The 21,464-nt window shown below is 72.7% G+C and carries 18 protein-coding genes; 12 read left to right on the top strand and 6 right to left on the bottom strand.

Annotated features, from left to right (window positions below):
• Window positions 1-52 precede the first annotated feature (52 nt).
• The 7 genes from mce (at window position 53) to ABZY57_RS14300 (ending at window position 10,513) form a co-directional block, all read left to right on the top strand.
• Window positions 53-481, top strand: coding sequence for a methylmalonyl-CoA epimerase (gene mce / locus ABZY57_RS14330; RefSeq protein WP_274549601.1), 429 nt, complete (start codon window positions 53-55; stop codon window positions 479-481).
• Between the two features lie 181 nt (window positions 482-662).
• Window positions 663-5,252, top strand: a complete 4,590-nt coding sequence (scy, locus tag ABZY57_RS14325; protein ID WP_356511615.1) for a polarized growth protein Scy — start codon at window positions 663-665, stop codon at window positions 5,250-5,252.
• Window positions 5,253-5,454: 202 nt separating this feature from the next.
• Window positions 5,455-6,393, top strand: coding sequence for a cellulose-binding protein (locus tag ABZY57_RS14320; RefSeq protein ID WP_243336252.1), 939 nt, complete (start codon window positions 5,455-5,457; stop codon window positions 6,391-6,393).
• 144 nt (window positions 6,394-6,537) lie between these two features.
• Window positions 6,538-7,560, top strand: coding sequence for an ABC transporter ATP-binding protein (locus ABZY57_RS14315; protein WP_356511613.1), 1,023 nt, complete (start codon window positions 6,538-6,540; stop codon window positions 7,558-7,560).
• Complete coding sequence (locus ABZY57_RS14310; protein ID WP_356511642.1) at window positions 7,560-8,339, top strand: ABC transporter permease; 780 nt, start codon at window positions 7,560-7,562, stop codon at window positions 8,337-8,339. The genes ABZY57_RS14315 and ABZY57_RS14310 overlap by 1 nt, the downstream gene beginning before the upstream one ends.
• 135 nt (window positions 8,340-8,474) lie before the next feature.
• Entirely contained in the window at window positions 8,475-9,647 is a 1,173-nt protein-coding gene (locus ABZY57_RS14305; RefSeq protein ID WP_356511611.1) for an ABC transporter ATP-binding protein, read from the top strand.
• Window positions 9,644-10,513, top strand: coding sequence for an ABC transporter permease (locus tag ABZY57_RS14300; protein ID WP_356511609.1), 870 nt, complete (start codon window positions 9,644-9,646; stop codon window positions 10,511-10,513). The genes ABZY57_RS14305 and ABZY57_RS14300 overlap by 4 nt, the downstream gene beginning before the upstream one ends.
• A 60-nt stretch (window positions 10,514-10,573) precedes the next feature.
• Here ABZY57_RS14300 and ABZY57_RS14295 read toward each other — a convergent pair whose 3' ends face one another.
• Window positions 10,574-10,915 (bottom strand): ATP/GTP-binding protein, encoded by a 342-nt coding sequence (locus ABZY57_RS14295; RefSeq protein WP_254384262.1) that lies wholly within the window; start codon window positions 10,913-10,915, stop codon window positions 10,574-10,576.
• 240 nt (window positions 10,916-11,155) lie between these two features.
• Here ABZY57_RS14295 and ABZY57_RS14290 point away from each other — a divergent pair, with 240 nt between their 5' ends.
• Window positions 11,156-12,187 carry an LLM class flavin-dependent oxidoreductase gene (locus ABZY57_RS14290; protein WP_356511607.1) on the top strand — a complete coding sequence of 344 codons (1,032 nt, stop codon included), beginning with the start codon at window positions 11,156-11,158 and terminating at the stop codon, window positions 12,185-12,187.
• 105 nt (window positions 12,188-12,292) lie between these two features.
• On the opposite strand, the gene ABZY57_RS14285 is transcribed toward ABZY57_RS14290, so the two are convergent.
• On the bottom strand, window positions 12,293-12,685 hold the full coding sequence (locus tag ABZY57_RS14285) for an SCO5389 family protein (protein ID WP_243336246.1): 393 nt from the start codon (window positions 12,683-12,685) through the stop codon (window positions 12,293-12,295).
• Window positions 12,686-12,905: 220 nt separating this feature from the next.
• Here ABZY57_RS14285 and nucS point away from each other — a divergent pair, with 220 nt between their 5' ends.
• The gene (nucS, locus tag ABZY57_RS14280) at window positions 12,906-13,577 is read left to right on the top strand and encodes an endonuclease NucS (RefSeq protein ID WP_356511605.1); all 672 of its coding nucleotides are present in this window, start codon (window positions 12,906-12,908) and stop codon (window positions 13,575-13,577) included.
• A 55-nt stretch (window positions 13,578-13,632) separates the two neighbouring features.
• Here nucS and ABZY57_RS14275 read toward each other — a convergent pair whose 3' ends face one another.
• The 3 genes from ABZY57_RS14275 to ABZY57_RS14265 form a co-directional block, all read right to left on the bottom strand.
• On the bottom strand, window positions 13,633-16,506 hold the full coding sequence (locus ABZY57_RS14275) for an ATP-binding protein (RefSeq protein WP_356511603.1): 2,874 nt from the start codon (window positions 16,504-16,506) through the stop codon (window positions 13,633-13,635).
• Window positions 16,507-16,733: 227 nt separating this feature from the next.
• On the bottom strand, window positions 16,734-17,057 hold the full coding sequence (locus ABZY57_RS14270; RefSeq protein ID WP_243336243.1) for an STAS domain-containing protein: 324 nt from the start codon (window positions 17,055-17,057) through the stop codon (window positions 16,734-16,736).
• 159 nt (window positions 17,058-17,216) lie between these two features.
• The gene (locus ABZY57_RS14265) at window positions 17,217-18,065 is read right to left on the bottom strand and encodes a 3-hydroxyacyl-CoA dehydrogenase family protein (protein ID WP_356511601.1); all 849 of its coding nucleotides are present in this window, start codon (window positions 18,063-18,065) and stop codon (window positions 17,217-17,219) included.
• Window positions 18,066-18,280: 215 nt separating this feature from the next.
• Here ABZY57_RS14265 and ABZY57_RS14260 point away from each other — a divergent pair, with 215 nt between their 5' ends.
• A complete protein-coding gene (locus ABZY57_RS14260) occupies window positions 18,281-18,853 on the top strand; it encodes a cob(I)yrinic acid a,c-diamide adenosyltransferase (protein ID WP_356511599.1) in 573 nt (190 codons plus the stop codon).
• On the opposite strand, the gene ABZY57_RS14255 is transcribed toward ABZY57_RS14260, so the two are convergent.
• Window positions 18,850-19,416 (bottom strand): hypothetical protein, encoded by a 567-nt coding sequence (locus tag ABZY57_RS14255; protein WP_356511598.1) that lies wholly within the window; start codon window positions 19,414-19,416, stop codon window positions 18,850-18,852. The genes ABZY57_RS14260 and ABZY57_RS14255 overlap by 4 nt on opposite strands.
• 168 nt (window positions 19,417-19,584) lie before the next feature.
• On the opposite strand from ABZY57_RS14255, the gene ABZY57_RS14250 reads away from it, so the two are divergent.
• Window positions 19,585-20,814 (top strand): histidine kinase, encoded by a 1,230-nt coding sequence (locus tag ABZY57_RS14250; protein WP_356511596.1) that lies wholly within the window; start codon window positions 19,585-19,587, stop codon window positions 20,812-20,814.
• Window positions 20,811-21,452 carry a response regulator transcription factor gene (locus tag ABZY57_RS14245; protein ID WP_356511594.1) on the top strand — a complete coding sequence of 214 codons (642 nt, stop codon included), beginning with the start codon at window positions 20,811-20,813 and terminating at the stop codon, window positions 21,450-21,452. Before ABZY57_RS14250 ends, ABZY57_RS14245 begins: the two co-directional genes overlap by 4 nt.
• Window positions 21,453-21,464 lie beyond the last annotated feature (12 nt).

Genomic DNA, 21,464 nt, shown 5'->3' with positions numbered 1-21,464 from the left:
TGTGATCGCGCGCACGTTGCGTAACCGCCCCTGATAGCGCTGCACTGTGTCCATGCTGACAAGAATCGACCACATCGGGATCGCCTGCTTCGACCTGGACAAGACGGTTGAGTTCTACCGTGCCACGTACGGCTTCGAGGTGTTCCACTCCGAGGTCAACGAGGAGCAGGGCGTCCGCGAAGCCATGCTGAAGATCAACGAGACCTCCGACGGCGGAGCCTCCTACCTCCAGCTCCTGGAGCCCACCCGCGAGGACTCCGCGGTCGGCAAGTGGCTCGCCAAGAACGGCGAGGGCGTCCACCACATCGCCTTCGGCACCGAGGACGTCCAGGGCGACTCGGAGGCCATCCGCGGCAAGGGGGTCCGCGTCCTCTACGACCAGCCCCGCACCGGCTCGATGGGCTCCTCCATCACCTTCCTGCACCCCAAGGACTGCCACGGCGTCCTCACCGAACTGGTCACGAGCAACCCCGACCACTGATGTCCCGTTTCCCCGGCCGGTAGAGTGGCTTTGGCTCGGCCGGGGTTCGGTGCGGAGACGGGGTCGTGGCCTGTATCGCCCGACCCGGGATCTGACACCATTCCCCGGGGGCGTCGTTCAGCGGGCGGACGGTGCTCGTTCGGGATCGGGCTTGCGACCAGGGGACGGATGGGACCGCGCTGTGCGGGGCTACGAAAGCCAGGAGAGCCATCAGGCCGAGGCCGACCATCTCTCGCGCTTCGAAGCCGAGATGGAGCGGCTGAAGAAGGAACGCGGGAAGGCCGTCCAGCACGCCGATGACCTGGGATACCAGGTCGAGGTGCTGCGCGCCAAGCTCCACGAGGTACGCCGCAATCTGGCGTCCCGCCCCGCCTACGACGGCGCGGACATGGGCTACCAGGCGGAGCAGCTGCTTCGCAATGCCCAGATCCAGGCGGATCAGATGCGTTCCGACGCCGAGCGCGAACTGCGCGACGTACGGGCGCAGACCCAGCGCATCCTGCAGGAGCACGCCGAGCACCAGGCGCGCCTCCAGGCCGAACTGCACGCCGAGGCCGTCAACCGCCGCCAGCGCCTGGACCAGGAGCTGAGCGAGCGCCGCCAGACGGTGGAAGCGCACGTCAACGAGAACGTGGCCTGGGCCGAGCAGTTGCGCGCCCGCACCGAATCGCAGGCCCGCCGGCTCATGGAAGAGTCCCGTGTCGAGGCTGAGCAGACCCTGAACACCGCCCGGGCCGAGGCCGCCCGGGTCGCCTCCGAGGCCACCCGCCGGCTCGCCTCCGAGAACGAAGCCGCCCGCGCCGAAGCCGAGTCGACGCTGCTGCGCGCCCGCAAGGAGGCCGAGCGGCTGCTGACCGCCGCCTCCGCGCAGGCCCAGGAGGCCACCGAGCACGCGGAGCGGCTGCGCTCCACCACCTCCGCCGAGGCCGAGCAGACCCGCCGCCAGACGATGGACCTGGGCCGGGTCGCCGAGCAGCGCACCCAGGAGGCCGAAGGGGCCCTGCGCGAGGCGCGCGCGGCCGCGGAGAAGCTGCTGGCGGAGGCCAAGGAGAGCGCCGCACGTCAGCTCGCCTCGGCGGAATCCGTCAACGAGCAGCGCACCCGTACGGCCAAGGAGCAGGTGGCCCGCCTGGTCGGCGAGGCCACCAAGGAAGCCGAGATCCTCAAGGCCGAGGCCGAGCAGGCGCTCGCCGATGCCCGCGCGGAGACCGACCGGCTGCGCGCCGAGGCCGGCGAGCAGGCCCGTACCGCGGCCGCCGAGGACACGGCGGCCCAGCTGGCGAAGGCGGCCCGCACCGCCGAGGAGGTCCTGAACAAGGCCTCGGAGGACGCCCGCGCCACCACCCGGGCGGCGTCCGAGGAGGCCGAGCGGATCCGCGGCGAGGCCGAGGCGGAGGCCGAGCGGCTGCGCGCCCAGGCCGCGGCCACGGCCGATGAGCTCAAGGGCGCCGCGAAGGACGACACGGAGGAGTACCGGGCCCGCACGGTCGAGCTCCAGGAGGAGGCCCGCCGGCTGCGCGGCGAGGCCGAGCAGTTGCGCGCGGAGGCCGTCGCCGAGGGCGAGCGGATCCGCGGCGAGGCCCGCCGCGAGGCGGTCCAGCAGATCGAGGAGGCGGCCCGCACCGCCGAGGAGCTGCTGGGCAAGTCCCGGGCGGACGCCGACGAGGTGCGCTCCGGAGCCAACGCCGAGAGCGAGCGGGTCCGCGGCGAAGCCGTCGAGCGGGCCACCACCCTGCGCAAGCAGGCCGAGGAGACCCTGGAGCGGACCCGCGCCGAGGCGACGCGGCTGCGCGCGGAGGCCGAGGAGCAGGCGGAGTCGGTACGGGCCGAGGCGGACGCCGCGGCGGCCGTACGGCGCGAGGAGACCGAGCGGGCGCTGGCGGCGAAGCGGGCGGAGGCCGAAGAGGAGCTCGTCCGGCTGCACACCGACGCCGAGGGACGCCTGACGACGGCCGAGCAGACGCTGCGCGACGCCCGGGCGGCCGCCGAGAACATCCGCAAGGAGACCACCGAGGAGAACGACCGGCTCCGGGCGGAGTCGGCGGAGCGGATCCGCACGCTGCAGACGCAGTCGGAGGCGGAGGCCGAGCAGCTGCGCACCGAGGCGGCACAGGACGCCGGCCGGGTCCGCGCGGAGGCCGAGCAGACCGCGGTACGGCTGACCGGCGAGGCCGAGGCGGAGGCGGAGCGGCTGCGCTCAGAGGCGCAGGAGACCGCGGACCGGCTGCGCGCGGAGGCCAAGGCCGCCGCCGAGCGGGTCGCGCAGGAGGCCGCCGAGGCACTGGCCGCCGCCCAGGAGGAGGCCGCCCGGCGCCGCCGGGAGTCCGAGGAGACCCTGGCTTCGGCGCGTACGGACGCGGAGAGCGAGCGGGCGCAGGCCCGGGAGGAGAGCGAGGAGCTCCTCGCCCAGGCCCGCAAGCGTTCCGAGGAGGCCACGGCCGAGGCCGTCTGGCTCACCGAGGAGGCCGAGCGGCGCGCGTCCGAGGTGGTCGCGGCGGCCGAGGCCACCGCCCAGCAGGTGCGCGACGCCGTGGCCGGCCTGCACGAACAGGCCGAGGAAGAGGTCGCGGGGCTGCGCAGCGCGGCCGAGCACGCGGCGGAGCGCACGAGGACGGAGGCCGAGGAGGAGTCCGCCCGGGTCCGCGCCGACGCGTACGCCGAGCGGGAGCGGGCCACCGAGGACGCCAACCGGATCCGCACCGAGGCGCGCACCGAGACGGACGCGGCGAAGGAGCTGGCCGCGCGGACGGTCGGCGACGCGATCGCCGAGGCCGAGCAGTTGCGCACGGACACGGCGGAGTACGCGCAGCGGGTGCGCACGGAGGCCACCGACGCGCTGGCCGCCTCCGAGCGCGACGCGGCCCGCACGAAGGCCGACGCCCGCGACGATGCCAACCGGATCCGCGGCGAGGCCGCGGAGTCCCTGGAGGCGGCACGCGCCGAGGGTGGCCGGATCGTCGCCGAGGCCACGGCCGAGGCCGAGCGCCGCACCGAGGAGACCCGCGCGGCCAACGAGGCCACGATCGCCGCGGCCGCGGCGGAGGCGGCGCGACTCACGGCCGAGGCCGAGGCCGCCGCCGAGGCGACCCGTACCGAGGCCGCGGGCACGCTGGACGAGGCCCGCTCGGAGGCCAACCGGCTGCGCACGGAGGCTGCCGAGCAGGCGGACCGCCTGATCTCCGAGGCCACCACGGAGGCCGACCGGCACACCGAGGAGACGCGCGCGGCCAACGAGGCCACGATCGGCGAGGCCCGGACCGCGGCCGAGGCGCTGCGCGCCGAGGCGGCCGCCGCCCTGGACGGGGCGAAGGCCGAGGCCCAGCGGCTCACGGAGCAGGCCGCGCAGGCGCTGGCCGGGGCCGAGCGGGACGCGACGAGGATCCTCATCGACGCGCGCACCGAGGGCGACCGGCTCGTCGAGGAGACGCGCACGGCCAACGAGGCCACCGTCGGCGAGGCCGCGGCGGAGGCCGACCGGCTGCGCGCCGAGGCGGCACGCACGCTGGACGACGCCCGCGCGGAGGGCGGCCGGATCATCGGCGAGGCCACCGCGGAGGCGGACCGGGTCACGGTCGCGGCGAACGAGACCCTGGCGAGCGCCGAGCGGGAGTCCGAGCGGACCCTGGACGAGGCGCGCGCCGAGGCGGGCCGGATCCGTACCGAGGCCGCCGAGCAGGCGGACCACCTGGTCGGCGAGGCCGTCGCCGAGGCGGACCGGCTCACCGAGCAGACCCGCAAGGACACCGAGCGCACGGTCGGCGAGGCGGCGAACGAGGCCGAGCGGCTGCGGGCCGAGGCCTCCGAGGCGCTGTCCTCGGCCCAGGAGCACGCGACCCGCACCCGGTCCGAGGCCGAGCGGGTCAAGGCCGAGGCCGCCACCGAGGCGGAGCGGATCCGCGCCGAGGCGCGCACCGAATCGGAGCGGGTGCTGGACGGGGCCCGCGAAGAGGCCAACAAGCGCCGCAGCGAGGCCGCGACCCAGGTCGACCGGCTCATCACGGAGGCCTCCTCGGAGGCCGAGAAGCTCACCGGGGACGCGCAGAAGCAGGCACTGGCCGCCACGACGGCGGCCGAGGAGCAGGCGGACGCGATGGTCGACGCGGCGCGCAAGGAGGCCGCGCGGATCTCCTCGGAGGCGACCGTGGAGGGCAACTCCCTGGTGGAGAAGGCCCGTACGGACGCCGACGAGCTGCTGGTCGGGGCGCGCAGCGACGCGTCGGCCATAAGGGAGCGGGCGGAGGAGCTGCGCAGCCGCGTCGAGGCGGAGGTCGAGGAGCTGCACGAGCGGGCCCGCCGCGAGTCCGCCGAGCAGATGAAGTCGGCCGGCGAGCGCGTGGACAAGCTGGTGCGGGCGGCGACCGAGCAGAGCGTCGAGGCCGACGCGAAGGCCAAGGAGCTGGTGTCGGACGCGAGCAGCGAGGCGAGCAAGGTCCGCATCGCCGCGGTGCGCAAGGCGGAGGCGCTGCTCAAGGAGGCCGAGCAGAAGAAGGCCGAGCTGGTCCGGGCGGCCGAGGCCGCTCTCGCGGAAGCGAAGGCGGAGGCCGAGCGGCTCGTCGAGGAGGGCCGGCGCGAGCTGGAGGTCCTCGTGCGCAGGCGCGAGGACATTCAGGCGGAGATCTCCCGTGTCCAGGACGTTCTTGAGGCGTTGGAATCATTCGAGGCACCTTCGGGTGGCGGAAAGCCCGGGGTCGGCGGCCAGGGCGCGGGGGGCGTGAAGGCCGGTGCGACAGCGGGTTCCACTCGTTCGGGTGGCAAGACGTCAGAGGGCTAGTCAGCACACTCGACTCTGTGCTCCTGATGGAGGTTCAGGCGAACGAGTGACAAGCATTCTGTCGCCTTGCCACTCAAAAGGGGTGTCATTGTCCAGATCAAACGCGGATTGACTCGATGACACGCCGTCTTGGCGCCTAGGATTCCCCTTAACACCTAACACCCCGCGTAGCACCTCATCGGTCTCATTCGACAGGAACCCCATGAGCGACACATCCTCCCCCTTCGGCTTCGAGCTCGTGCGGCGTGGTTACGACCGCGGTCAGGTGGACGACCGCATCACCAAGCTGGTCTCCGACCGTGACAGCGCCCTCGGACGTATCAACTCTCTGGAAAAGCGGATCGAGGAGTTGCACCTCGAGACGCAGAACGCCCAGGCTCAGGTGAACGACGCCGAGCCGTCGTACGCCGGTCTCGGCGCCCGGGTCGAGAAGATCCTGCGCCTGGCCGAGGAGGAGGCGAAGGACCTCCGTGAGGAGGCCCGTCGCGCGGCCGAGCAGCACCGCGAACTCGCCGAGTCGGCAGCCCAGCAGGTGCGCAACGACGCCGAGTCGTTCGCCGCCGACCGGAAGTCGACCGCCGAGGACGAGGGCGTCCGGATCGTCGAGAAGGCCAAGGGCGACGCCGCTTCCCTGCGCACCGAGGCCCAGAAGGACGCCGCCTCCAAGCGCGAGGAGGCCGACGCGCTCTTCGAGGAGACCCGCGCCAAGGCCGCCCAGGCCGCCGCGGACTTCGAGACCAACCTGGCCAAGCGCCGCGAGCAGTCCGAGCGCGACCTGGCCGGCCGTCAGGCCAAGGCCGAGAAGCGTCTCGCGGAGATCGAGCACCGCGCGGAGCAGCTGCGCCTGGAGGCCGAGAAGCTCCGTACGGACGCCGAGCGTCGCGCCCGCCAGACCGTGGAGACCGCGCAGCGTCAGGCCGAGGACATCGTGGCCGACGCCAACGCCAAGGCCGACCGGATCCGCAGCGAGTCCGAGCGCGAGCTGGCGGCGCTCACCAACCGCCGCGACTCGATCAACGCGCAGCTCACCAACGTCCGCGAGATGCTGGCGACGCTGACGGGTGCCGCGGTCGCCGCCGCCTCCGCGCCGATCGACGACGAGCCGGTCACCCGCGGCGTTCCGGCGCAGCAGAGCCGCTAGCCGGCTGCCGCCGGTCTGCGGTCGCCCGTCGCCCGTAGGCTTCCGGCACCAACTGGCGGAGGACGACAATCCGCTTCGACACCGAGGGCCCTTCGTCACCAGTAAGAGGTGGCGTAGGGCCCTCGGGCGTTCTAGCGTGGCGGAATGATCGAGCTCGAGGGCCTTACGAAACGATTCGGCGCGAAGACCGCCGTGGACAACCTCAGCTTCCAGGTCAGACCGGGGGTGGTCACCGGCTTCCTCGGCCCCAACGGGGCGGGCAAGTCCACGACCATGCGCATGATGCTCGACCTCGACAATCCGACCAGCGGTACGGTCCGGATCGACGGGAAGCACTACCGGGACCTGCCGGAGCCGTTGAAGTACATCGGGGCGCTGCTGGACGCGAAGTCGATGAACGGCGGCCGCAGCGCGTACAACAACCTGCTCTGCCTCGCCCAGTCGAACCGGATCCCGCGCAGCCGGGTCGACGAGGTGCTGGACCTGGTCGGCCTGACGGCCGTGGCGAAGAAGAAGTCGAAGGGATTTTCGCTGGGTATGGGCCAGCGGCTCGGCATCGCCTCCGCGCTGCTCGGCGACCCGGAGATCCTGATGTTCGACGAACCCGTCAATGGTCTGGACCCGGAGGGAATTCTCTGGATCCGCAATCTGATGAAGGGGCTGGCGGCTGAGGGAAGGACGATCTTCGTTTCTTCCCATCTGATGAGCGAAATGGCTCTGACCGCAGAGCATTTGGTCGTCATCGGACAGGGAAAACTACTCGCCGACCTGTCCATGGCCGATTTCATCCAGCAGAACTCCCGCAGCTACGTCCGCATGCGCTCTCCGCAGCAGGAACGGCTGAAGGACGTCCTGCACGAGGCCGGCATCGACGCGATCAGCGTCCCGGCCACCGGCACCCTGGAGATCGACGGCGTGGAGGCGGAGCGGCTCGGCGAGCTGGCCGCCCAGCACCAGATCGTGCTGCACGAACTCAGCCCGCAGCGGGCTTCACTGGAGGAAGCGTTCATGCGCATGACGGCGGACTCCGTCGAGTACCACGCCCACGCACCGGGGGCAGCCGGCTTCCCGGCCGGTCCCGGCATGGCGGCGGACAACCCGGCCCGGCCCGCCGACGTACCCGCGTGGGGCGCCGGCTTCGAGGCGACGCGCAAGGGCGGCGAGTGATCATGGCTTTCTCCGCCGTCCTCCAGTCCGAGTGGACCAAGATCCGCACGGTCGCCTCCACCAGCTGGACCCTCGCCGTCGCCTTCCTCGTCACCGTCGGCTTCGGCGCCGGCTTCTGCGCCCTGGTCAACGCGACCTTCGACGACCTGAGCGAGATCGAGAGGGCAACCTTCGACCCCACCCTGCTGAGCTTCACCGGAATGGGGTTCGGGCAGCTGGCCATGATCGTCTTCGGCGTGATGGTCGTCAGCACCGAGTACAGCTCGGGCATGATCCGCACCTCGCTGGCCGCCGTGCCCGGACGCGGCGGCTTCCTCGCGGGCAAGTTCGCCGTGGCCACGGCGCTGGCCCTGGTGGTCGGGCTGCTGACCAGTTTCGTGTCGTTCTTCCTCGGCCAGGCGATCCTGGGCGACCGCGGCATCGGTATCGGCGAGGACAACGTCCTGCGGGCGGTCGTCGGCGCCGGGCTCTACATGGCGCTGCTCGCCCTGTTCTCCATGGGCGTGGCCACGATGCTGCGCAGTTCGGTCGCCTCGATCAGCATCCTGATCCCGTTCTTCCTGATCGTCTCGAACCTCCTCAGCGGTTTCGACGCGACCCGCAAGTACGGCCAGTACCTGCCGGACAAGGCGGGATCCAAGATCATGCAGGTCGTTCCGGACGCCATGGGCAGCCCCGAGACCCCCTACGGCCCCTGGGGCGGCCTCGGGATCATGCTCCTGTGGGTGGCCGCCTCGGCCATCGGCGGCTACCTCGTCCTCAAGAAGAGGGACGCCTGACGTACTACGGGGGATCCCCGGGTCGATTCTCAGGGGTAGCTCAGGGTCGGGGGCGACATGGAACCGCAAGGGACTGGATATCCTCTTAACCCTTACGCGGGCGACAGTCGTCCCGGCCTGGCAAGGGGCAGCAAGATGATCGAGGCAGTCGGCCTGACCAAGCGCTTCGGCGCGAAGACCGCTGTCGACGACCTTTCTTTCCAGGTCAAGCCCGGTCACGTGACGGGATTCCTGGGGCCCAACGGCTCCGGGAAGTCCACCACGATGCGCATGATCGTCGGCCTGGACCGGCCCACCGCCGGCCGGGTCACGATCAACGGCCTGCCCTTCCGCGAGCTCCCGAACGCCCAGCGGCACGTCGGGGCCCTGCTCGACGCCAAGGCCGTCCACGGCGGCCGCCGGGCCCGTACCCACCTGCTGTCGATCGCCCAGCTCTCCGGGATCCCCGAGAAGCGGGTGGACGAGGTGCTGGGCGTCGTGGGGCTCCAGGACGTGGCCCGCCAGCGCGCCAAGGGATTCTCGCTCGGCATGGGCCAGCGGCTCGGCATCGCGACCGCCCTGCTCGGCGACCCCCAGGTGCTGCTCTTCGACGAGCCGGTCAACGGCCTCGACCCGGAGGGCATCCTCTGGGTCCGCAATCTGATGCGCCGGCTTGCCTCCGAGGGCCGCACCGTCCTCGTCTCCTCCCACCTCATGAGCGAGATGGCGCTGACCGCCGACCACCTGATCGTGATCGGCCGGGGCCGGCTGCTCGCCGACATGGGCACCCAGGAGTTCATCACCCACAATTCGGCCGGATTCGCCCGGGTCCGCACGGCAGACACCGAGCCGGGCGGATGGGACACCCTGGGCTCCGTCCTCACCAGAGCGGGCGGCCGGGTCCTCCGGGAGCCCGACGGCGCGCTGCGGGTGACCGGGCTGGAGCTGCCGCGGATCTCCGACCTCGCGCACATGGCCGGGGTACGGCTGTGGGAGCTGTCTCCGCACCGGGCCTCGCTGGAGGAGGCGTACATGCGGATGACCCAGTCCTCCGTCGAGTACACCTCCACCGAGGACCCGCGCGCCGAGCTCTGGGAGCCCGAACCGCTGAGCGTCCCGACGTGGGAGGAGGAGGCCCAGGAGGCCGCCGAGGCCCTCCAGGTCCCCGCGGCGGGCTTCTTCGCGCCCCCGCCGCCCGGGAGCGGCGGGCAGCCGTTCCTGATGCCCGGCAGCCCCGGCGAGCTCGCCGGGAGCGGGCACTCCCCCGGCGCCGCGCACTCCCCCGATCCCGTGCACACCCCCGCGCAGAAGCCCGAGGACACCCGATGACCGCCCCCACGACCGCGACCGCCGGGGAGCAGGGCCCGGCGGCGGGCTACAACTCGCCGCTGCCGAACCCCCGGCCGCACCTGGGGCACGCGGTGGCCTCGGAGTGGACCAAGCTGACCTCGGTGCGCTCCACGGTGTGGACGCTCGGCGTGCTGGTGCTGCTCGTCGTCGGCATCGGCGGCGCGGTCATCGCGCAGACCCGCTCCCTGGACTACGAGCAGATGCCGTTCATCGCCCCGGCCCTCTTCGGCCTGCTGGTCGGCCAGCTCGCGGTGATGGTGCTCGGGGTGCTGACGATCACCTCCGAGTTCGGCACCGGCCTGGTCCGCACCACCTTCACGGCGGCCCCCGACCGGTACCGGGTGCTCACCGCGAAGTACCTCGTCTTCGGCCTCACCGCGTTCCTCACGACGGCCGGGTCGGTCTGCCTGGTGGGGCTGGCCGCGTCGATCCTGCGCGACGGCCCGGGCGCCGGGCCGCACTCGGGCACCGAGTGGGCCTCCGGGATCCTGGGCAGTTTCTACGTCACCCTGCTCGGCGTCCTGGCCCTGGCGGTCGGGGCGCTGGTGCGGCACTCCGCGGGGGCGGTCGCCGTCATGCTCGGCGTCGTCACGCTGCCCCCGGTCATAGGGGCGGTGGTCAGCATCTGGGAGGCCCTCGCCCCGGTCGGCCGGGCCCTGCTCCAGTACAACTCGCCCATGGCACTGATACAGCTGTTCGGGATGCCCACCAGCGACGACCCGGCCGCCGTCGCCGAAGGCGCCGTCGTGAGCCCGAGCAGCCTGAGCCACATGGTGCTGATCCTGCTGGTGACCGGCGCCGCTGTCGCCGCCTCGTACGTGGTGGTCGGCCGCCGGGACGTGTAGGGGGCCGGGTGGCCGCACCGCCCGGTGCCTGCCGAGCCCCTCGCTCTGGGCTTCTCCCCCTCAGTACTTGGGAGCATTGCGGGACCGCTGCACCTTGGAGGTGCGGCGGTCCTTCGCGTTCCAGCAGGCCTTGTGCCAGTGCCGGCGGTCGTCGACCCCTCCGTACTCGGGCCAGGCCACCAGGTGCGGGGTGCCGGAGGGGATCTCCTGGTCGCAGCCGGGGCAGCGGTAGCGCTTGCCCGCGGCGCTCGCGCCCGCGACGTGCCGGACCTTCCAGTCCTCGCCCTGGTACTCCTCCGTGCGCTCCAGGCCGTACCGGTCCAGACTGCCCGGGCCCGAGCCCTGGTCCGAACGATCGGCTGGATTCTCGCCGCCCCTGGGGCGGTTGTGGCGCGGTGACACGTATACCTCACGGATGGGCGGACGGCAGTGACTTTCTCCCAGACTACGCGCAGCGAGCCCGGGTACCCGCAGGGTGGCCGAAGACGGCCGTGGTACCGACGGCCGATGGGCGCGACTGGCCTGACAATCCCAATAACTTTCCGGTCAGGCCGTGCCTTTGGCACGTGTCAGACGTTGTTGCCGATGAGGAAAACGGTCCGCCTGGGGGAGGCCGCGTCAGCCGCAAGGAGGCTAAAGGCGATGCGCGTAGGAGCATTTGTACTGGCAGCCCAGTTCCCGGGCCAGGGACAGGGCGAGGCACTGCACCGGGCGGTGCGGACCGCCGAGGTGGCCGAGGAGGCCGGACTCGACTCGGTCTGGCTCGCCGAACACCACTTCGTCCCGTACGGGGTCTGCCCGTCCGCGGTGACCCTGGCGGCCCTGATGCTGGGCCGCACCCGGCGGCTGCGCGTGGGCACGGCGGTGAGCGTACTGCCGAGCACCCACCCGGTGGCCCTGGGCGAGCAGGCGGCCCTGCTGCACCTGACGTCGGAGGGGCGGTTCACCCTGGGGGTGGGCCGGGGCGGTCCCTGGGTGGACCTGGAGGTCTTCGGCGGCGGGCTCGACGCGTACGAGAACCGCTTCCCGGAGGACCTGGACCTGCTGCGGCGCTGGCTGACAGAGCCGCGCGTGGGGGCACGTGGGGCCGAGGCCGGCGGCCGGTACGGCTTCCGCGAAGTGGCCGTCGTACCGCGCGCGTCGGAGGCTCTGCACGGGGACGGGACAGGGCCGGAACTGATCGTCGCCTGCACCTCCCCCGGCTCGGTACGGATGGCCGCGGAGCGCGGACTGCCGATGCTGCTGGGCATGCACTGCGGGGACGAGGACAAGGCCGACATGGTCGAGCTGTGGCGGCGTACGGCACGGGCCGCGGGGCATTCGCCCGAGGCCGGCCACGTGTCGGCCGGGGTCTGCCAGCTGGCGGACCGGACGGCGGACGCCCGCGAAACCCTGCTGAAGGCGATGCCGGGCTGGCTCAAGCAGGGCCTGGACGCGCACGTCACGGTGGACGGACGGAAGCGGGCGATGCGGGACCCGGTCGCGTACACCGAGCTGCTGTGCGATCTCCACCCCGTGGGCACACCGGAGCTGGCGGCGGACCGGCTGGCGGCCACGTCGGAACGTACGGGGATCACGCGGTTCGCCCTGCTGACGGAAGGCTCGGGTGACCTCGCCGCGACGGAGGAGAACCTCCGGCGTCTCGGCGCCGAGGTGCTTCCCCGGCTCGGCTGAGACCAGGGCTGCCGCTCCGTTGGCACCGGAGCGGCAGCGGGATACCGGTCGTGCGGCGGTGCGGTCGTACGGAGGTGCGGTCGTGCTGGTCGTGCGGTCTTCCTGCTAGCAGTCGCGCATTTCGGGCGACTGGTTGAGCAGCTGACCACGGATCGAAGTGAACTTGGCCAGCCGGTCGTCCACCGAGGAGTCCAGCGGGAACACCGCAACCCGGTGGCAGTTCTGGAATGCCAGGCGCACTCCGAAGTGGCGCTGCAGCGCACCCCGTATCGCGTCACTCGCGAGAGCACGCAGCAGCTGGCCACGCGCCTGCTCGTCCGGCGGCGGCGTCTGGTTGTCGGCGAACTGTCCGCCGTCCACCTTGAGCTGGGCCACCAACGAGCTGATCATCTCCCATGCGTAGGGCAGGGAGGTCCGGACGCAGTCGACGAAAGCGGCTTCGTCGACCTCGCCTCGCTCGGCCTGTTCGAGTAGGGCCGGTGAGACGTCGAGCGACATGGGTTCTCCTCTCGCGACTCCGGCCGATTGGGTTGCCGGAGCCTTACGGGCAGGGAGGGAGATCGCCACGCAGTGTGCACGTGTCGCAACCTCCCGCTCACCACGGTAGGCGCCCGCTGGGTACCGCACCAGGAGAATGCGCATACAACGCGCCATCCTCGAACGGGGCTTTCGGGGGCGAATCGCGTGCAGGCCCGTCGGTCGAGTAGCGTTGCCGACCATGCGTCTCGTCATTGCCCGCTGCTCCGTCGATTACGCGGGCCGGCTCACCGCCCATCTGCCCTCGGCACCCCGTCTGATCCTCGTGAAGGCCGACGGCAGTGTCTCGATCCACGCGGACGACCGAGCGTACAAACCGCTCAACTGGATGTCGCCTCCGTGCACCCTCAAGGAGGGGAGCGGCGACGACGCCGGCGTCTGGACCGTCATCAACAAGGCGGGCGAGAAGCTCATCATCACCATGGAGGAAGTCCTCCACGACTCCTCGCACGAGCTGGGCATCGACCCGGGTCTGATCAAGGACGGGGTCGAGGCCCACCTGCAGGAGCTCCTGGCCGACCGGATCGAGACCCTCGGCGAGGGCTACACGCTGATCCGCCGCGAGTACATGACCGCGATCGGACCGGTCGACATCCTGTGCCGGGACGCCTCCGGCGCCACGGTGGCGGTGGAGATCAAGCGCCGCGGCGAGATCGACGGCGTCGAACAGCTCACGCGGTACCTGGAGCTCCTGAACCGGGACCCGCACCTGGCGCCCGTGAAGGGCGTCTTCGCCGCCCAGGAGATCAAGCCCCAGGCCCGCGTCCTGGCGAACGACCGCGGCATGGACTGCGTCGTCCTCGACTACAACGCGATGCGCGGCATCGAGGACGACAAGCTCCGCCTGTTCTAGGGCCTGTCCGCGCGGGGCGGCGGCTGCCGACCGCCCCGGCTGAGCGGACGGGCTGTCAGGGGGCCCCGGTCTCCGTCCCGCCCTCGGCATCCGTCGGGGGCTTCGGATCCACGGTGGCCGTGTTCGTGGGGCTCGGCGACGCGGGCACGGACGCGGACGGGCTCGGGGAAGCCGGCGGGCTGCTCACCGGCGGGGCCGAGCTGCTCACCGGCGGCGACGGCGGGATCACCGGGCTCGACGACGACGGGCGCGAGCTCGGCGTCGGCGTCGCCGACGGGGACTTGCGCGGCGGCGGGGTCGTACCCGAAGCCTGCGAAGTGGGGGACGAGACCTCCGGCTCCGGCGAGGGACCGCTGCCGCTCGGATCCGGCGTGCTCTGATCCGGCTGCGTCTCCTCCGAGGTCGGTGCCGTGGAGACCGCCGGCGCCTGTGCGGGCGGCGGCTCCTCATCGGGGGCCATCGCCAGGGCGACCACCGTGCCCAGCACCACGACGGTCACCGCCCCGGCCGCGGCCAGCAGCATCGGCTTGCGACCGGGCCTCTGCTTCGGCTTCGGCTCGGGCAGCTCCCTGGGCGCCGGAGCCGGCTCGGGCGTGAGGGGGAAGGCGTCCTCGAACACCTCGGCCAGGGTCGCGGGCGCGACCGAGCCCGGCGGGGCCACCGCGGGCACCACCGTCGTGAAGGCGTCCGGAGCCCGCGTCGCCGCGCGTTCCGGTACGGGGGCGGCCCCGGCACCCGCCCCGGCACCCGCCCCGGGCAGGGCGGCGAGGGCCTTCGACAGGGTCGCCGGAGTCACGGGAGCCGAGGGGGCCACGGGAACGGACGGCGTCCCGGCAGCACCAGGCGTACGGGAAGCACGAGGAGTCGGCGGAGTCGGGGCAGCACCCGCAGCACCCGCAGCACCCGCAGCACCCGCAGCACCCGCAGCACCCGCAGCACCCGCAGCACCCGCAGCACCCGCAGCCAACGAAGTCGCTGCGGCCCCGGACACACCGGGAGCGCCCGGAATCCGGGGAAACTCAGGGAGCAGCGGAGGCCCCGCGACCCCGGCTGCCTTGGGAGCAAGCGGAGTCCCGGCAGCGCCAGGAAGCCCCGGAGGCGCGGGAAGGGCGGGAAGCCCAGGAGCCGGTGCAGCCCCGGCAGCAGTCCCCGGCCCCGGCGGGAGTCCCGGCAGACCCGGAACGGGCAGGACGCCCGCAACACCCGGTGCCCCCGCACCCGGCTGACCCGGCCCGGCCGGCTTCGTAGCTCCCCCGGACCCGCCCCCGGACGCGGCCGGCGGAGCCAGTCGCAGCGGCGGGGACGTCTGGACCTCCGCCGCCTCGCGGTCGGTGACCAGGGCCAGGGCCCGCCGTCCCGCCACGGTCCCCCGCTTGTCGGCCAGCGCGCCGCGCAGGCCGATCGAGGCCTCCAGCTCGGCCCGCGCCCGATCGAGGCGGCCCTCGCACAGGGCCAGTACGCCCAGCTCGTGGTGGAAGTACGCCTGCTCCGCGACCTCGCCGGCCTTCCGCGCGGCCTCCGCGCCCGCGCGCAGCACCCGCTCCCAGGCCTCCCAGTGCAGCGAGGCCGCGAACGCCGGCGCCGCCGTCCGCGCGAGCAGCACCGCGGCCACCACGTCGGCCCCGGCCAGCGCCGCGAGCACCGCGTCGGCCTCCGCGGCGACCCGCTCGGGGCTCACCGAGGCGTGCCCGGTCCACCAGGCGTAGTGGCGGGCGGCCGTACGGGCCTCCTCGGCCGCGGTGTCCCCGTAGCCGATCTCCTCCAGCTGTCGCACGGCCCCCGCGGCCAGCCGGTAGCGCGTCCCGACGGGGCTCAGCAGTCCGCAGTCGAGCAGTTCCCGGGCGGCCGTGTCGGCGTGCGTGTCGCCGACCAGCGCGGGCAGGTGCGCGTGGTGCGGCAGCTCTCCGCCCAGTGCGCAGGCGATGCGCAGCGCGGCCCGGGCCGACTCGCTGACCCGCGAGGCGAGCAGCTCCGCCGGAGCGGCGCCCTCGGCGAGCGTCGGCAGCGGCACGAAGACGGTGTCGCGCGGCTTCCCCTCGAAGACGCCGGGCTCCTCGTACTCGGCGTCCTCCTCGTCGTAGCCGGTCCGGTTGAGCTCGTCGCGCTGGCGCAGGAGCGCGGCCGCCTGCACGAAGCGCAGCGGCAGTCCTTCGGAGGCGAAGGCGAGGTCCCCGGCCCAGGCCGTTTCCTCGGCCGTCAGCGCCCGTCCGGTGCCCGCTTCGAGCAGGGCCACGCAGTCGGTGCGGGCCAGCCCGGCGAGGAAGACCTCTTCGAGGTGCGAGTCGTCGGAGGGGGCCCGGGTGCCGGGGGTGGCGGTCAGCAGGTACGCGCACTCGGGCGTGGCCCGCAGCAGTTCGTCGAGGGCGGCGGCGCCCATGTCGAGGTCGTCGACGAGGACGACGGCGCCTATCTCCGCCACCCGGGCGAGGAGTCCGGCCCGGTCGGGGCGTTCGGCCGGAGCCTCGTACACGGTGGAGTACAGCGCCTGGAGCAGTTCGCCGGGCTGCTGGTGTCCGTGCCCGCAGAGCCGTACGACCCCGTCGGGGGCGAGGTCCGCGCAGGCGTCGGCGACCGCGTCGAGCAGCGCCGTGCGCCCGGATCCGGGCGGCCCGGTCAGACGTACGGAGCGGCCGCGCGTGAGGAGGCGTACGAGGCGTTCGAGTTCCTCCTCACGGCCCAGCAGGGGCCGCGAGGAGGCCGGGGCGCCCGGCGGTACGGGGGGCCGTGCGGCGGCCGCGGCGGAGGCGCGGGCGGCGGGGGTGCGCTTGACCGGGGTGGGGGCGGGCTCGCCGCCGGGGCGGTGCGTGCGGACGATCTCGCTGCCGTCGACGGGGTTCACGGTGAGGGTGAGGTCCCCGGACGTCAGCGTCACCACCCGCGCCGGCGGCTCCGCCGGGTCGGCCTGCCCCTGTGTGCTGCTGCGGTCCATGACCAAGTCCCCCGATCGCGCCGTGCGCCGTCGTCTCGCCCGGCCTTCGCACACGCCGCTGTCGCTACTGGTCCGGTTTCCGCCCGAACCCTAGACCGTGCCCGGCGGGGCGGGAACCGCAGGGGTGCCTTCACCACCGGACCGTTACGTTTGCGCAGGCCCTGTAAAGCAGGCCAGGCACGGCAGACGCCGCGCAGGACCCCGCGCACGTGAACGGCGTACGGGCGTCACGCGCGCGGCAGCGACTCCGCTTCCAGCCCGCCCTCGATCGCGAGGATCCGGTGCAGTCGGGTGGCCACGAGCAGCCGCTGCATCTGCGGCGGCACCCCGCGCAGGACGAGCCGGCGGCCGGTCCGGCCGGCCCGGCGGTGGGCGCCCATGATCACGCCGAGGCCCGTCGCGTCCCAGGAGTCGAGCCCGGTGAGGTCCAGCACGAGGTCGCCGTGACCGTCGTCCAGGGCGGTGTGCAGGACCGTACGGGCGTCCGCCGCGCTGCGCACGTCGAGGCGACCCCCGACAGCGAGTTCGGCGTGGTCGCCCCTGATGTGCATGTGTACTCCCGGCAGCGCGGTACTGATTGCGTATGGTCCGACTGGTCCGTGGTCGGCAACTCTCACTCCAACTGACTGCCTCGGGGGCAGGGAAGTTGCCGACCGTGAGCGAACCGATACCTAATTCACCCTGTGGGGTGCAGGTATTCGAACTGGTGCTCAGTGCTTGTAGAAGCCCTGACCGCTCTTGCGGCCGATGTCGCCCGCGTCCACCATGCGGCGCATCAGCTCCGGCGGCGCGAACTTCTCGTCCTGGGACTCCGTGTAGATGTTGCTGGTGGCGTGCAGCAGGATGTCGACGCCGGTGAGGTCCGCGGTGGCCAGCGGGCCCATCGCGTGCCCGAAGCCGAGCTTGCAGGCGATGTCGATGTCCTCGGCCGAGGCGACGCCCGATTCGTACAGTTTCGCCGCTTCGACGACGAGTGCCGAAATGAGACGGGTCGTCACGAATCCGGCGACGTCGCGGTTGACGACGATGCAGGTCTTGCCGACCGACTCGGCGAACGCCCGGGTGGTGGCGAGGGTTTCGTCGCTCGTCTTGTAGCCGCGCACGAGTTCGCACAGCTGCATCATCGGGACCGGCGAGAAGAAGTGCGCGCCGACGACCCGCTCCGGACGCTCCGTCACGGCCGCGATCTTGGTGATCGGGATGGCGGAGGTGTTGGAGGCCAGGATCGCGTCCTCGCGCACGAGCTTGTCGAGCGCACGGAAGATCTCGTGCTTGACCTCGAGCTTCTCGAAGACGGCCTCGACGACGATGTCGGCGTCGGCGACCGCTTCGAGCTCGGTGGTCGTGGTGATGCGGGCGAGCGCCGCCTCGGCGTCCTCGGCCGTCAGCTTGCCCTTGGAGACGAACCTGTCGTACGAGGCCTTGATCCCGTCGGTACCGCGCTTCAGAGCGGCGTCGGTGACATCGCGCAGCACGACGTCCCAACCCGCCTGAGCGGAAACCTGCGCGATTCCGGAACCCATCAGTCCGGCACCGATGACGGCGAGCTTCCCAGCCACTGCACACCCCAAGTTCACTAAATAGGACACGGCCTTCAATAGGACACGGCCTCAGATACGGCACAGCCTCGTTCGTTCTCCGGCGGAGACTAGCGTCCGCGAGGGGCCGAGTGACCGCGAAGTAACACGCGTCACGTCTCAGATGACGGACATCACACCGGGACGGCCCAGCAGTACGACAGGGGCCCGCAGTTGGCCCGGACTAGGCTGGCGGCATGGTGAACCTCACGCGCATCTACACCCGCACCGGCGACAAGGGCACGACCGCACTCGGCGACATGAGCCGCACGGCCAAGACCGATCTGCGGATCTCGGCGTACGCCGACGCAAACGAGGCGAACGCGGCCATCGGGACGGCGATCGCGCTCGGCTCGCTGTCCGCCGATGTCGTGAAGGTCCTGGTCCGTGTGCAGAACGACCTGTTCGACGTGGGCGCCGACCTCTGTACCCCGGTCGCGCCGAACCCCGAGTACCCGCCGCTGCGCGTCGAGCAGTTCTACGTGGACAAGCTGGAGGCCGACTGCGACCTCTTCAACGGCGAGCTGGAGAAGCTCCGCAGCTTCATCCTCCCCGGCGGCACCCCCGGAGCCGCCCTCCTGCACCAGGCCTGCACGGTGGTCCGGCGCGCCGAGCGCTCCACGTGGGCGGCCCTGGAGGTGCACGGCGAGGTCATGAACCCGCTGACGGCGACCTACCTCAACCGTCTCTCCGACCTGCTCTTCATCCTGGCCCGCACGGCCAACAAGGAGGTCGGCGACGTCCTGTGGGTCCCGGGCGGCGACCGCTAGTACCCGGAAGGCGCCCGCTCGGCCGTCTCTTTCGCGGGCGCCCGCTTCGGCCACACCGCGTACGTCAGGGCGATCAGGGCGTGGATGCCGGCCACGCGCAGCGAGGTGAGCTGCCATCCGCGCAGCGGGGCGGTGTCGCCCGAACCGCCGACGTACCAGATCGCGGCCTGCAGGAGGACGATCGCGACGGCCGCCGCGAGGAGGGTCCGGCCGACCAGCTTCCACTCGTGGACGGCCCGCGCCCTCCCGTATCCGGCGCCGGCCGGCTTCGGGCCCCCGGCCAGGCGGTACGCCACGTGGCCGTCGAGCCAGCGCACGGTGTAGTGCCCGTAGGCGACGGTGAAGCCGAGGTACAGCGCGGCGAGGCCGTGCTTCCAGTCCGGCGCGGCGCCACCGCGCAGGTCCGCGGCGGTGGCGGCCAGCAGGACCAGCTCCAGCAGCGGCTCGCACAGCAGGACGGCCGCGCCGGTCCTCGGCAGCTTCGCGAGGTAGCGCAGGGCCAGGCCGCCGGCCAGCAGGACCCAGAAGCCGATCTCACAGGCGATGATCAGGGTGACGATCACGGGAGTCTCCGTTCCTGCGGTGGGGGACGTCACCAGCTTCCCGCCCGGATCGCGCCCGTTCCTCGTCTCCGAAGACGAATCCCCGGGGGCCGCCCTGCATCCTTCGATGTAGGGCGCCTCGGTCACCATGGCGACGCACGCCTGCGCCGCAGCCTGTTGGATGGGACCGTGACCCTCAAGATCCCGCCGCCGCACCGGGACGACGTGCTGCTCGCCGTGTTCAGCGTGGCCGCCGGCCTGCTCCTGTGGTCGCTCGGGGTGCACAGCTCCCCCACCCGCGACCTGCTCCCCGGCTGGGCGGCGCTGGTCCCCCTCCTCGCCCTCGGCGCGATGGAGCTGCTGCGCCGCAGCGCGCCCCGGCTGACGCTCGCCGTCGGCACCGCCGGGCTGATCGCCGACCAGTTCACCGTGGGGAACCTGGCCACCGTCCTGATCTTCACCGACCTGATGTACGCGGCCGTCGTCTACGGCAAACCGGCCATGGCCCGCCGCCTCCCGCTGATCACCGGCCTGATCACCGTCGCCGTGACCATCGCCTCCGTGGCCTGGCTGCGCACCCCGCAGGCCCTGCTGATCGGTGTGGTCACGGGCATCGTGAGCTTCGGCCCTGCCCTGACCGGCGCCACGCTGCGCAACCACCGCGAGGCCGCCGTGGCCGCCCGGCTGCGCGCCGAGCAGACCGCCCTGCTGGCCGAGATGGACCGGTCGCAGGCAGTCGTCGCCGAGCGCGCGCGGATGGCCCGCGAGCTGCACGACATGGTGGCCAACCACCTTTCCGCCATCGCCATCCACTCCACCGCCGCGCTCTCCATCGACTCCCCCGCCACCAGCCGCGAGGCTCTGGGGGTGATCCGGGAGAACAGCGTGCAGGGCCTGGCCGAGATGCGCCGGCTGATCGGACTGCTGCGGAACGCGGGCGCCGGCCAGGAGGCCGTCGCCACGCCCTCGCTTGACGCGCTGGACGCCCTGCTGGAGCAGGCCCGTACGAACGGGGCCGCGAGCGGGCTGGACTTCGTACTCCTCGACGGACGGCCCGGGGCCGGGTCCGGGGAGGACCGCGAGCCGCTGCCCACGCCGGTGGAGCTGGCCGCGTACCGGATCGTCCAGGAGTCGCTGACCAACGCCCTCAAGCACGCCGCCCCCGGCACGGTCACCGTCCGCCTGGCCCGCGAGGGCCCCGGGGCCGGCACCAGGGGCGGAGGCGGCGCGCTGCGCGTGACGGTCGACTCCCCCTACGGCGAGCGCCCCGGCCCCCGCGCGCCCGGCTCCGGCGCGGGCCTGATCGGCATGCGCGAGCGGACGGAGCTGCTCGGCGGAGCGTTCGAAGCGGGCCGCGCGAACGCGGTCTGGCGGGTCCGGGCGACGCTGCCCGTGGAAGAAGAGGCGGTACGGGCGTGACGATCAGGGTCGTGGTGGCGGAGGACCAGAGCGCGGTACGGGCCGGGCTGGTCCTGATCCTGCGCAGCGCCGGCGACATCGAGGTGGCGGGCGAGGCCGCGGACGGGGAGGAGGCCGTGCGCCTGGCCCGCGAGCTGCGCCCCGACCTGGTGCTCATGGACGTGCAGATGCCGCGTCTGGACGGGGTGTCGGCGACCCGCCTGGTGGTCGCGGAGGGCCTGGCCGACGTCCTCGTGCTCACCACCTTCGACCTGGACGAGTACGTCTTCGGCGCACTGCGCGCGGGCGCGTCGGGCTTCCTGCTGAAGGACGCGGACGCGGCGGAGCTGATCGGGGCGGTACGGACCGTCGCGCGCGGGGAGGGCCTGATCGCCCCGGCGGTGACCCGGCGGCTGATCGCCGAGTTCGCGGATCCGTCGCCCGTACGGGTCCCCGTACCGGCGACGGTGGAGTCGCTGACCCCGCGCGAGCGGGAGGTTCTGGGGTGCCTGGGCGAGGGGCTGTCGAACGCGGAGATCGCGGTGCGCCTGGAGATGGCGGAGGCGACGGCGAAGACCCACGTCAGCCGGGTGCTGGCCAAGCTGGAGCTGCGCAGCCGGGTCCAAGCGGCCGTGCTGGCACAGGAGTTGGGGATCTAGCGGAATCCGGCC

The sequence above is a fragment of the Streptomyces sp. NPDC006450 genome (genome assembly GCF_040612195.1).
GTDB lineage: Bacteria > Actinomycetota > Actinomycetes > Streptomycetales > Streptomycetaceae > Streptomyces.
The sequence above is the reverse complement of the archived record's forward strand: the minus strand, read 5'-3'. Positions and strand labels throughout refer to the sequence as shown.

Excerpts from the sequence above, each read along its gene's own strand:
- ABZY57_RS14300 (WP_356511609.1), top strand. The coding sequence starts at position 9,644 with ATGACCGCCCCCACGACCGCGACCGCCGGGGAGCAGGGCCCGGCGGCG.
- ABZY57_RS14320 (WP_243336252.1), top strand. The coding sequence starts at position 5,455 with ATGAGCGACACATCCTCCCCCTTCGGCTTCGAGCTCGTGCGGCGTGGT.
- ABZY57_RS14275 (WP_356511603.1), bottom strand. The coding sequence starts at position 16,506 with ATGGACCGCAGCAGCACACAGGGGCAGGCCGACCCGGCGGAGCCGCCG.
- mce (WP_274549601.1), top strand. The coding sequence starts at position 53 with ATGCTGACAAGAATCGACCACATCGGGATCGCCTGCTTCGACCTGGAC.
- ABZY57_RS14270 (WP_243336243.1), bottom strand. The coding sequence starts at position 17,057 with ATGCACATCAGGGGCGACCACGCCGAACTCGCTGTCGGGGGTCGCCTC.
- ABZY57_RS14315 (WP_356511613.1), top strand. The coding sequence starts at position 6,538 with ATGATCGAGCTCGAGGGCCTTACGAAACGATTCGGCGCGAAGACCGCC.
- ABZY57_RS14290 (WP_356511607.1), top strand. The coding sequence starts at position 11,156 with ATGCGCGTAGGAGCATTTGTACTGGCAGCCCAGTTCCCGGGCCAGGGA.
- ABZY57_RS14260 (WP_356511599.1), top strand. The coding sequence starts at position 18,281 with ATGGTGAACCTCACGCGCATCTACACCCGCACCGGCGACAAGGGCACG.
- ABZY57_RS14305 (WP_356511611.1), top strand. The coding sequence starts at position 8,475 with ATGATCGAGGCAGTCGGCCTGACCAAGCGCTTCGGCGCGAAGACCGCT.
- ABZY57_RS14285 (WP_243336246.1), bottom strand. The coding sequence starts at position 12,685 with ATGTCGCTCGACGTCTCACCGGCCCTACTCGAACAGGCCGAGCGAGGC.
- nucS (WP_356511605.1), top strand. The coding sequence starts at position 12,906 with ATGCGTCTCGTCATTGCCCGCTGCTCCGTCGATTACGCGGGCCGGCTC.